The 10,962-nt window shown below is 55.6% G+C and carries 7 protein-coding genes, 2 tRNA genes and 3 rRNA genes; 10 read left to right on the forward strand and 2 right to left on the reverse strand.

Annotation, left to right across the window (positions count from 1 at the left end; translation table 11 throughout):
• Positions 1–2: 2 nt before the first annotated feature.
• The gene (ilvN, locus tag PTT45_RS22200) at positions 3–494 is read left to right on the forward strand and encodes an acetolactate synthase small subunit (RefSeq protein ID WP_273816153.1); all 492 of its coding nucleotides are present in this window, start codon (positions 3–5) and stop codon (positions 492–494) included.
• A 40-nt stretch (positions 495–534) separates the two neighbouring features.
• Here the strand turns inward: ilvN and ilvY are convergent, their stop codons facing one another.
• Entirely contained in the window at positions 535–1,416 is an 882-nt protein-coding gene (gene ilvY, locus PTT45_RS22205; RefSeq protein WP_273816154.1) for an HTH-type transcriptional activator IlvY, read from the reverse strand.
• 125 nt (positions 1,417–1,541) lie between these two features.
• On the opposite strand from ilvY, the gene ilvC reads away from it, so the two are divergent.
• The 4 genes from ilvC (at position 1,542) to msrQ (ending at position 5,243) form a co-directional block, all read left to right on the forward strand.
• On the forward strand, positions 1,542–2,558 hold the full coding sequence (gene ilvC, locus PTT45_RS22210) for a ketol-acid reductoisomerase (RefSeq protein ID WP_160081834.1): 1,017 nt from the start codon (positions 1,542–1,544) through the stop codon (positions 2,556–2,558).
• Between the two features lie 158 nt (positions 2,559–2,716).
• Entirely contained in the window at positions 2,717–3,544 is an 828-nt protein-coding gene (gene pssA / locus PTT45_RS22215; protein ID WP_273816155.1) for a CDP-diacylglycerol--serine O-phosphatidyltransferase, read from the forward strand.
• A 62-nt stretch (positions 3,545–3,606) separates the two neighbouring features.
• On the forward strand, positions 3,607–4,608 hold the full coding sequence (gene msrP / locus PTT45_RS22220) for a protein-methionine-sulfoxide reductase catalytic subunit MsrP (RefSeq protein ID WP_273816156.1): 1,002 nt from the start codon (positions 3,607–3,609) through the stop codon (positions 4,606–4,608).
• The gene (msrQ, locus tag PTT45_RS22225; RefSeq protein WP_273816157.1) at positions 4,608–5,243 is read left to right on the forward strand and encodes a protein-methionine-sulfoxide reductase heme-binding subunit MsrQ; all 636 of its coding nucleotides are present in this window, start codon (positions 4,608–4,610) and stop codon (positions 5,241–5,243) included. The genes msrP and msrQ overlap by 1 nt, the downstream gene beginning before the upstream one ends.
• Here the strand turns inward: msrQ and PTT45_RS22230 are convergent.
• Complete coding sequence (locus PTT45_RS22230; protein WP_273816158.1) at positions 5,240–5,743, reverse strand: hypothetical protein; 504 nt, start codon at positions 5,741–5,743, stop codon at positions 5,240–5,242. The two genes, msrQ and PTT45_RS22230, sit on opposite strands and share 4 nt — an antisense overlap.
• A 32-nt stretch (positions 5,744–5,775) precedes the next feature.
• Between PTT45_RS22230 and PTT45_RS22235 the strand changes: the two genes are divergently transcribed.
• The 5 genes from PTT45_RS22235 to rrf all read left to right on the forward strand — a co-directional run bounded on the left by PTT45_RS22235 (position 5,776) and on the right by rrf (position 10,954).
• A 16S ribosomal RNA gene (locus PTT45_RS22235) occupies positions 5,776–7,312 on the forward strand.
• A 91-nt stretch (positions 7,313–7,403) separates the two neighbouring features.
• A tRNA-Ile gene (locus tag PTT45_RS22240) sits at positions 7,404–7,480 on the forward strand.
• A gap of 24 nt (positions 7,481–7,504) precedes the next feature.
• Positions 7,505–7,580, forward strand: a tRNA-Ala gene (locus tag PTT45_RS22245).
• A 229-nt stretch (positions 7,581–7,809) separates the two neighbouring features.
• Positions 7,810–10,701, forward strand: a 23S ribosomal RNA gene (locus PTT45_RS22250).
• Between the two features lie 137 nt (positions 10,702–10,838).
• Positions 10,839–10,954 (forward strand): 5S ribosomal RNA (gene rrf, locus PTT45_RS22255).
• The 16S, 23S and 5S rRNA genes sit together here with 2 tRNA genes alongside, the layout of an rRNA operon.
• Positions 10,955–10,962 lie beyond the last annotated feature (8 nt).

The raw sequence follows: 10,962 nt of genomic DNA on the forward strand, positions 1-10,962 counted from the left end.
ACATGCGCCATATCATCTCCCTGTTGCTGGAAAACGAGCCGGGCGCCCTGTCGCGCGTGGTTGGTCTGTTCTCCCAGCGTAACTACAACATCGAAAGCCTGACCGTGGCGCCGACCGAAGACCCGACTCTGTCGCGTCTGACGCTGACCACTGCCGGACACGATGACGTGATCGAGCAGATCACCAAGAACCTCAACAAGCTGATCGAAGTGGTCAAGCTGGTGAACCTGTCGGAAAGCGCGCACATCGAGCGCGAGCTGATGCTGGTGAAGGTGAAGGCCACTGGCGCCCAGCGCGCCGAGGTCAAGCGCACCACCGACATCTTCCGCGGGCAGATCGTCGACGTCACCAGCAGCGTCTACACCATCCAGCTGGCCGGTACCAGCGACAAGCTGGACAGCTTCATCCAGGCCATCGGCACCGCGTCGATCCTGGAAACTGTCCGTAGTGGTGTCACCGGTATTGCGCGTGGCGACAAGGTCCTGAGCATCTGATCGTCATGTTGTGAAAAAGCCCCGCCTAGTGCGGGGCTTTTTATTTCTGGCGATTCCAGAAGGCGGCGATCAGCGGATCCTTGAGGCGCTTCTGCAGCGCGAACAGGCCGATGTCATAGGCGGTCAGTGGTGGCTGGATATCGTAGATGCGGATGCGCGCAGTCAGTGGGCTGTTGTCCAGGACGATCTGCGGCACCACGCCGATGCCGAACCCCAGGCTTACCATGCTGACGATCGCTTCGTTGCCGCTCACCTGGGCGTAGATACGTGGCTTGATGTTGTGGCTCTTCAGCCAGCGGTCGGTGCGCGTTCGCGCCAGTCCCTCTTCCGACAGGATCATCGGTACGTCCCGCCAGCTTTCCGCGTTGGGGTGCTTCAACTGCTCGTCGCTGAGTAGTTGCGATGACTGTGGGCCGATAAAGCGCAGTTCGGAGCGGGCTATGGGTTGAAACTCGATGTCGGCCGGCAGATTGTCCGGGCGGGCACCGATAGCCAGGTCTTCCAGTTCCTGCTGCACGCGCTCGACGGCCGTTGCCGGGTCGCCGGTGTGCAGCTTCATTTCGATGCGCGGGTAGTTCTGTCGGAAGCTGCTGAGGATGTCGTACAGAAAGCTGTAGCTGGCCGTGACCGAGCAATACAGAGAGAGCTCGCCATGCAGGATCAGCTGGTCCTGCTTGAATGTCTGGCGGATGGCCTGCCAGCCGTTCATGACCTCCTGGGCATATCCGCGAAACTGCTGGCCCTCGCGGGTCAGGCGAACCGAGCGATTGTCGCGCAGGAATAGAGGTGCGCCGAGCTCGTCCTCGAGCTGCTTGATGCTGCGGCTGAGTGCGGAAGGGCTGACATGCTGTTCGCGGCTGGTTTTGCCGAAGTGCAGGTTGTCTGCCAGAGAAAGAAAAAGCCTGAGTGCGTGGCTGTCCATAACTGTTTCATATATCGGCACGTTGTATTGCAAATATATCATTTTACGCAATGGAAAGGATCGCTTAAGGTGCCTCCGTAGCGGTGCTGAGCACCCCCTTCATTCGATCCAGAAGAGCCAAGAACATGAAAGTTTTCTACGACAAAGACTGCGACCTCTCCATCATCCAGGGCAAGAAAGTCGCCGTTATCGGCTACGGCTCCCAGGGCCACGCTCAGGCGTGCAACCTGAAGGATTCGGGTGTTGACGTCACCATCGGTCTGCGCAAGGGCTCCGCTACCGTCGCCAAGGCTGAAGCCCATGGCCTGAAAGTGACCGACGTGGCCACTGCTGTAGCCAACGCCGACCTGGTCATGATCCTGACCCCGGACGAGTTCCAGGGCCGCCTGTACAAGGACGAGATCGAGCCGAACATCAAGAAAGGTGCCACCCTGGCCTTCTCCCACGGCTTCTCGATCCACTACAACCAGGTCGTACCGCGTGCCGACCTCGACGTGATCATGATCGCGCCGAAAGCCCCGGGCCACACCGTACGCTCCGAGTTCGTCAAAGGCGGTGGTATTCCTGATCTGATCGCCATCTACCAGGACGCTTCCGGCAACGCCAAGAACGTCGCCCTGTCCTACGCCGCTGGCGTCGGTGGCGGCCGTACCGGCATCATCGAAACCACCTTCAAGGACGAGACCGAAACCGACCTGTTCGGCGAGCAAGCTGTTCTGTGCGGCGGTTGCGTCGAGCTGGTCAAAGCCGGTTTCGATACCCTGGTTGAAGCTGGTTACGCGCCGGAAATGGCTTACTTCGAGTGCCTGCACGAGCTGAAGCTGATCGTCGACCTGATGTTCGAAGGCGGCATCGCCAACATGAACTACTCGATCTCCAACAACGCCGAGTACGGCGAGTACGTGACCGGCCCGGAAGTCATCAACGCCGAATCCCGTCAGGCCATGCGCAACGCTCTGAAGCGCATCCAGGACGGTGAATACGCCAAGATGTTCATCACCGAAGGCGCGGCCAACTACCCGTCCATGACCGCCTACCGCCGCAACAATGCCGCTCACGGCATCGAAGTGGTCGGTGAGAAGCTGCGTGCGATGATGCCGTGGATCTCCGCCAACAAGATCGTCGACAAGACCAAGAACTAAGGTCTTCCGACGCTCGAAAAAGAACGCGGCTTAGGCCGCGTTTTTTTATGCGCGCAACGGGCTTCTGGTATAAAGCCCTCTCGTTTAACCGTGCCACTGGCGAACCTGCTCCGGTGGCATCGGTCGAAGTCTCATCCAATTGCTGCAAGGTGTTGTTCATGAACGAACGTCCCGAGGATTCCAGCAAAGGCTCCGAACCGGAGAGCCTGCTGCCCATCGATGAACATGTGGAGGAGGGCCAGGACGCCGAGGGTCGCAAGGTCCGCCACCGCGGCATCTACCTGCTGCCCAACCTGTTCACCACGGCCAACCTGTTTGCTGGCTTCTTCGCCATTGTCAGTGCCACCAACGGCAACTACGTATCGGCAGCGATCGCGATTTTCGTCGCCATGGTGCTAGACAGCCTGGATGGGCGTGTGGCGCGCCTGACCAATACGCAGAGCGCCTTCGGTGCCGAATACGACTCTCTCTCCGACATGGTTGCCTTCGGTCTGGCGCCGAGCCTGCTGGCCTATAAGTGGGCGCTGTCCGAGCTGGGCAATGTGGGGCTGACCGTCGCCTTCATCTTCACCGCTTGCGCCGCCCTGCGCCTGGCCCGTTTCAACACGCAGATCGGCAAGATCGACAAGAAGTGGTTCATCGGGCTGGCCAGCCCGGCTGCCGCGGGTGTGGTTGCCGGAACCGTGTGGGCACTGAAGGACTTCGACGTCGAAGGCGTCGATATGCCGGTGGTGGTGGTGATGTTGTTCGCGGTACTGGTGGCCGCTGCGGGCATGCTGATGGTCAGCAACATCAAGTACTACAGCTTCAAGGACCTGGACCTTAAAGGGCGCGTACCTTTTGTCGCGATTCTGGCGGTAGTGCTGGTCTTCGCCGTGGTGTTCAGCGATCCGCCTCGCATCCTGCTGCTGATCTTCCTCGCTTACGCGGCTTCCGGTCCTGTGCAATATTTGTTGCAACTGCGCCGTCGCAAGGCGGCCGAGTGATGTAATTTCCGCGCGGCTCCGCAGTCTACTGGCACATTCGATGTCCAGCTGCGGAGCTCGTTATGCTGATCAAGACCCCTCTCGCATCCGCCGCAAGCGAATGTGAAGTTACCCCCGAAGCCATCTACCTCTCTCGTCGCCGCTTCATGTCGGCAGCAGGCGGTGCTCTCGCGCTGGGCGCTTTTCCTGCGCGAGCGGAGGCCGAGCGATATACGGATGTCGAGCCAGGTGCGTTACCTGGTTGGTTCGCTGAAAAGCTGCCGAGCGTGCAGTGGCAGGCGGTCACTGCGGGGGAGGAGGCGTTGACGCCCTATGCGGACGTCACGCACTACAACAACTTCTACGAGTTCGGCACTAACAAGGGCGATCCGGCGCGCTATGCGGACCGGCTGGAGGTCGACCCTTGGACGGTCGTGATCGATGGTGAGGTGGCCAAGCCAGGGCCCGTCTCGCTGGAGCAACTGGTAAGGCCCCATCGGCTCGAGGAGCGCATCTATCGTTTGCGTTGTGTCGAGGCCTGGTCGATGGTCATTCCTTGGTTGGGTTTCCCGTTGGCCGAATTGCTCAAGCGTGCCGAGCCAACCGGCAATGCTCGGTATGTGCGTTTCGAGACCAGGCTGGCGCCCGAGCAGATGGCCGGTGTGCGTTCGGGTTTCTCGCTGATCGACTGGCCCTACGTTGAGGGGCTGCGCATGGATGAGGCGATGCATCCACTCACCATCATGGCGGTTGGTCTGTATGGGCGAGTACTGCCCAACCAGAACGGTGCGCCGCTGCGTCTGGTGGTGCCATGGAAGTACGGATTCAAGAGCATCAAGTCGATCGTGCGCATCAGCCTGGTCGCGGAACAGCCTGGCACCACCTGGGAAAACCTGGCTCCCGCCGAATATGGCTTCTATGCCAACGTCAATCCGCAGGTGGATCACCCGCGCTGGAGTCAGGCTACCGAGCGCCGTCTGCCCAATAGTCTGTTCAGTCCCAATGTCGTCGATACCCGCCTGTTCAATGGCTACGCCGAAGTGGCCTCTCTCTATAGTGGTCTCGATCTGCGGAAGAACTACTGATGCCTTACCTGCTATGGCGCTCTGTGGTCTTTGCGGTGGCGGCGGCGTTTCCTGTGGTATGGCTGTATCAGGGGCTCATGCATCTGACGGGGCCTGACCCGGGCAAGGTGCTGGTGGACAATCTGGGCCAAGGCGCGCTTGTCCTGCTCCTGCTGACGTTGAGCCTGACGCCTCTGCGCAAGCTGACTGGCTGGAGTGGTTGGGTTTCCGTGCGCCGTCAGCTGGGGCTATGGTGCTTTACCTATGTTGTGCTGCATCTATCCGCTTATCTGCTGTTCCTGCTCGGTTTGCGAATGGATCGGCTGCTGGCGGATCTTGCCGAGCGGCCATACATCATCGTCGGGGCATTGGCGCTTGCTGGGCTGACCCCATTGGCGCTGACGTCGAATCGCTGGAGCCAGCGTCGTCTCGGCATGCGTTGGAAGAAGCTCCATCGGTTGGTGTACCCGATCCTGGCGTTGGCACTGTTGCACATGCTCTGGGTCGTACGCTCCGATATCGCCGAATGGGCTCTCTATGCAGGTGCTGGTGCGCTGCTAATGCTCCTTCGCGTACCGCTCGTTATAGAGAGGGTGGTTGGTCTGCGCTTGAAGATGACGAAAACATTTCAGAAAAGAGTTGACGGGAGATTCTAAATCCCTAGAATGCGCACCTGTTTCGGCGCAGCCCGATCTGAAAACTCCTTGATAAACAAGAAGTTAGATGAAATTAAAGGTTGCGACGGCGGTGGATTCGAGTAGAATGCGCCGGGCTGACAAGGTGCTGGATTGGTCTTGTTGGTGCTTCGATCGGTTCTGATCGAAGGCGGTTGAAAGAGGTGGTTGACAGCGGTTTTGATCGCTGTAGAATGCGCCTCCCGCTGACGAGAAGAAGTTCTGATCCGAAGCGCAAGCGGTTGAGAAGAAACGAAAAATTCTTCAAAAACAGCTTGACAGGTTGAAAGGCTGCTGTAGAATGCGCGGCCTCGGTTGAGACGAAAGACTTCGCCGAAACGCTCTTTAACAACTGAATCAAGCAATTCGTGTGGGTGCTTGTGATGTAAGACTGGTAGTCGACTGATTATCAGCAACGCAAGTAACACTCGTGAATTCGAGAGTTTTAGCTCTTTAAATAGAGCATGCGATTGCTGAGCCAAGTTTAGGGTTTTCTCAAAACCCAAGCAGTATTGAACTGAAGAGTTTGATCATGGCTCAGATTGAACGCTGGCGGCAGGCCTAACACATGCAAGTCGAGCGGATGAAGAGAGCTTGCTCTCTGATTCAGCGGCGGACGGGTGAGTAATGCCTAGGAATCTGCCTGGTAGTGGGGGACAACGTTTCGAAAGGAACGCTAATACCGCATACGTCCTACGGGAGAAAGCAGGGGACCTTCGGGCCTTGCGCTATCAGATGAGCCTAGGTCGGATTAGCTAGTAGGTGAGGTAATGGCTCACCTAGGCGACGATCCGTAACTGGTCTGAGAGGATGATCAGTCACACTGGAACTGAGACACGGTCCAGACTCCTACGGGAGGCAGCAGTGGGGAATATTGGACAATGGGCGAAAGCCTGATCCAGCCATGCCGCGTGTGTGAAGAAGGTCTTCGGATTGTAAAGCACTTTAAGTTGGGAGGAAGGGCAGTAAGTTAATACCTTGCTGTTTTGACGTTACCAACAGAATAAGCACCGGCTAACTTCGTGCCAGCAGCCGCGGTAATACGAAGGGTGCAAGCGTTAATCGGAATTACTGGGCGTAAAGCGCGCGTAGGTGGTTCAGCAAGTTGGAGGTGAAATCCCCGGGCTCAACCTGGGAACTGCCTCCAAAACTACTGAGCTAGAGTACGGTAGAGGGTAGTGGAATTTCCTGTGTAGCGGTGAAATGCGTAGATATAGGAAGGAACACCAGTGGCGAAGGCGACTACCTGGACTGATACTGACACTGAGGTGCGAAAGCGTGGGGAGCAAACAGGATTAGATACCCTGGTAGTCCACGCCGTAAACGATGTCGACTAGCCGTTGGAATCCTTGAGATTTTAGTGGCGCAGCTAACGCATTAAGTCGACCGCCTGGGGAGTACGGCCGCAAGGTTAAAACTCAAATGAATTGACGGGGGCCCGCACAAGCGGTGGAGCATGTGGTTTAATTCGAAGCAACGCGAAGAACCTTACCTGGCCTTGACATGCTGAGAACTTTCCAGAGATGGATTGGTGCCTTCGGGAACTCAGACACAGGTGCTGCATGGCTGTCGTCAGCTCGTGTCGTGAGATGTTGGGTTAAGTCCCGTAACGAGCGCAACCCTTGTCCTTAGTTACCAGCACATTATGGTGGGCACTCTAAGGAGACTGCCGGTGACAAACCGGAGGAAGGTGGGGATGACGTCAAGTCATCATGGCCCTTACGGCCAGGGCTACACACGTGCTACAATGGTCGGTACAAAGGGTTGCCAAGCCGCGAGGTGGAGCTAATCCCATAAAACCGATCGTAGTCCGGATCGCAGTCTGCAACTCGACTGCGTGAAGTCGGAATCGCTAGTAATCGTGAATCAGAATGTCACGGTGAATACGTTCCCGGGCCTTGTACACACCGCCCGTCACACCATGGGAGTGGGTTGCTCCAGAAGTAGCTAGTCTAACCGCAAGGGGGACGGTTACCACGGAGTGATTCATGACTGGGGTGAAGTCGTAACAAGGTAGCCGTAGGGGAACCTGCGGCTGGATCACCTCCTTAATCGAAGACATCAGCTTCTTCATAAGCTCCCACACGAATTGCTTGATTCACTTGCGAAAAGCGATTGGGTTTAGACCCGAGAGTGACGATTGGGTCTGTAGCTCAGTTGGTTAGAGCGCACCCCTGATAAGGGTGAGGTCGGCAGTTCGAATCTGCCCAGACCCACCAATTGTCGGGATGGCCAGTCTAGACGGGGCCATAGCTCAGCTGGGAGAGCGCCTGCTTTGCACGCAGGAGGTCAGGAGTTCGATCCTCCTTGGCTCCACCATCAACTCAAATCGCTGAAAGCTCAGAAATGAACATTGGTAGTTCAATGTTGATTTCTGGTCTTTGCGCCAGAACTGTTCTTTAAAAATTTGGGTATGTGATAGAAGTGACTTGTTGAATGTTTCACTGCATTCAGCAAATCAAGGCAAAATTTGCGAGTTCAAGCGCGAATTTTCGGCGAATGTCGTCTTCACGTTACGAATCTATAACCAGATTGCTTGGGGTTATATGGTCAAGTGAAGAAGCGCATACGGTGGATGCCTTGGCAGTCAGAGGCGATGAAAGACGTGGTAGCCTGCGATAAGCTTCGGGGAGTCGGCAAACAGACTTTGATCCGGAGATCTCTGAATGGGGGAACCCACCTAACATAAGTTAGGTATCTTGCACTGAATACATAGGTGCAAGAGGCGAACCAGGGGAACTGAAACATCTAAGTACCCTGAGGAAAAGAAATCAACCGAGATTCCCTTAGTAGTGGCGAGCGAACGGGGATTAGCCCTTAAGCTTCTTTGATTTTAGCGGAACGCTCTGGAAAGTGCGGCCATAGTGGGTGATAGCCCTGTACGCGAAAAGGTCTTAGAAGTGAAATCGAGTAGGACGGAGCACGTGAAACTTTGTCTGAATATGGGGGGACCATCCTCCAAGGCTAAATACTACTGACTGACCGATAGTGAACCAGTACCGTGAGGGAAAGGCGAAAAGAACCCCGGAGAGGGGAGTGAAATAGAACCTGAAACCGTATGCGTACAAGCAGTGGGAGCCTACTTTGTTAGGTGACTGCGTACCTTTTGTATAATGGGTCAGCGACTTATATTCAGTGGCGAGCTTAACCGAATAGGGGAGGCGTAGCGAAAGCGAGTCTTAATAGGGCGCTTTAGTCGCTGGGTATAGACCCGAAACCGGGCGATCTATCCATGGGCAGGTTGAAGGTTAGGTAACACTGACTGGAGGACCGAACCGACTACCGTTGAAAAGTTAGCGGATGACCTGTGGATCGGAGTGAAAGGCTAATCAAGCTCGGAGATAGCTGGTTCTCCTCGAAAGCTATTTAGGTAGCGCCTCATGTATCACTGTAGGGGGTAGAGCACTGTTTCGGCTAGGGGGTCATCCCGACTTACCAAACCGATGCAAACTCCGAATACCTACAAGTGCCGAGCATGGGAGACACACGGCGGGTGCTAACGTCCGTCGTGAAAAGGGAAACAACCCAGACCGTCAGCTAAGGTCCCAAAGTTATGGTTAAGTGGGAAACGATGTGGGAAGGCTTAGACAGCTAGGAGGTTGGCTTAGAAGCAGCCACCCTTTAAAGAAAGCGTAATAGCTCACTAGTCGAGTCGGCCTGCGCGGAAGATGTAACGGGGCTCAAACCATACACCGAAGCTACGGGTATCACGTAAGTGATGCGGTAGAGGAGCGTTCTGTAAGCCTGTGAAGGTGAGTTGAGAAGCTTGCTGGAGGTATCAGAAGTGCGAATGCTGACATGAGTAACGACAATGCGAGTGAAAAACTCGCACGCCGAAAGACCAAGGTTTCCTGCGCAACGTTAATCGACGCAGGGTTAGTCGGCCCCTAAGGCGAGGCAGAAATGCGTAGTCGATGGGAAGCAGGTTAATATTCCTGCACTTCTAGTTACTGCGATGGGGGGACGGAGAAGGCTAGGCCAGCACGGCGTTGGTTGTCCGTGTTTAAGGTGGTAGGCAGAGATCTTAGGTAAATCCGGGGTCTTAATGCCGAGAACTGATGACGAGTGTCCTTTTGGACATGAAGTGGTTGATGCCATGCTTCCAGGAAAAGCCTCTAAGCTTCAGGTAACTAGGAACCGTACCCCAAACCGACACAGGTGGTTGGGTAGAGAATACCAAGGCGCTTGAGAGAACTCGGGTGAAGGAACTAGGCAAAATGGCACCGTAACTTCGGGAGAAGGTGCGCCGGTGAGGGTGAAGGACTTGCTCCGTAAGCTCATGCCGGTCGAAGATACCAGGCCGCTGCGACTGTTTATTAAAAACACAGCACTCTGCAAACACGAAAGTGGACGTATAGGGTGTGACGCCTGCCCGGTGCCGGAAGGTTAATTGATGGGGTTAGCGCAAGCGAAGCTCTTGATCGAAGCCCCGGTAAACGGCGGCCGTAACTATAACGGTCCTAAGGTAGCGAAATTCCTTGTCGGGTAAGTTCCGACCTGCACGAATGGCGTAACGATGGCGGCGCTGTCTCCACCCGAGACTCAGTGAAATTGAAATCGCTGTGAAGATGCAGTGTATCCGCGGCTAGACGGAAAGACCCCGTGAACCTTTACTGTAGCTTTGCACTGGACTTTGAGCCTGCTTGTGTAGGATAGGTGGGAGGCTTTGAAGCGTGGACGCCAGTTCGCGTGGAGCCATCCTTGAAATACCACCCTGGCATGCTTGAGGTTCTAACTCTGGTCCGTTATCCGGATCGAGGACAGTGTATGGTGGGCAGTTTGACTGGGGCGGTCTCCTCCCAAAGAGTAACGGAGGAGTACGAAGGTGCGCTCAGACCGGTCGGAAATCGGTCGTAGAGTATAAAGGCAAAAGCGCGCTTGACTGCGAGACAGACACGTCGAGCAGGTACGAAAGTAGGTCTTAGTGATCCGGTGGTTCTGTATGGAAGGGCCATCGCTCAACGGATAAAAGGTACTCCGGGGATAACAGGCTGATACCGCCCAAGAGTTCATATCGACGGCGGTGTTTGGCACCTCGATGTCGGCTCATCACATCCTGGGGCTGAAGCCGGTCCCAAGGGTATGGCTGTTCGCCATTTAAAGTGGTACGCGAGCTGGGTTTAGAACGTCGTGAGACAGTTCGGTCCCTATCTGCCGTGGACGTTTGAGATTTGAGAGGGGCTGACCTTAGTACGAGAGGACCGGGTTGGACGAACCTCTGGTGTTCCGGTTGTCACGCCAGTGGCATTGCCGGGTAGCTATGTTCGGAAAAGATAACCGCTGAAAGCATCTAAGCGGGAAACTTGCCTCAAGATGAGATCTCACTGGAGCCTTGAGCTCCCTAAAGGGCCGTCGAAGACTACGACGTTGATAGGTTGGGTGTGTAAGCGCTGTGAGGCGTTGAGCTAACCAATACTAATTGCCCGTGAGGCTTGACCATATAACACCCAAACAATCTGTAGATTGTCGGTGATGGTGAAGTCGACAAACGAACCGAAAGTTCGCTAAGAACCGCAAAGCCAAGATCACATACCCAATTCGCTGTAGCGACTAAACACCGATACAGCAACCGAATTGCTTGACGACCATAGAGCGTTGGAACCACCTGATCCCATCCCGAACTCAGTAGTGAAACGACGCATCGCCGATGGTAGTGTGGGGTTTCCCCATGTGAGAGTAGGTCATCGTCAAGCTCCTATCC

The sequence above is a fragment of the Pseudomonas sp. Gutcm_11s genome (assembly GCF_028649395.1).
In the GTDB taxonomy this organism is placed as follows: domain Bacteria; phylum Pseudomonadota; class Gammaproteobacteria; order Pseudomonadales; family Pseudomonadaceae; genus Aquipseudomonas.

Bases quoted from the DNA above. Each gene is read 5' to 3' on its own strand.
- msrP (WP_273816156.1), top strand. From the start codon at position 3,607: ATGCTGATCAAGACCCCTCTCGCATCCGCCGCAAGCGAATGTGAAGTT.
- ilvY (WP_273816154.1), bottom strand. From the start codon at position 1,416: ATGGACAGCCACGCACTCAGGCTTTTTCTTTCTCTGGCAGACAACCTG.
- ilvN (WP_273816153.1), top strand. From the start codon at position 3: ATGCGCCATATCATCTCCCTGTTGCTGGAAAACGAGCCGGGCGCCCTG.
- pssA (WP_273816155.1), top strand. From the start codon at position 2,717: ATGAACGAACGTCCCGAGGATTCCAGCAAAGGCTCCGAACCGGAGAGC.
- msrQ (WP_273816157.1), top strand. From the start codon at position 4,608: ATGCCTTACCTGCTATGGCGCTCTGTGGTCTTTGCGGTGGCGGCGGCG.
- ilvC (WP_160081834.1), top strand. From the start codon at position 1,542: ATGAAAGTTTTCTACGACAAAGACTGCGACCTCTCCATCATCCAGGGC.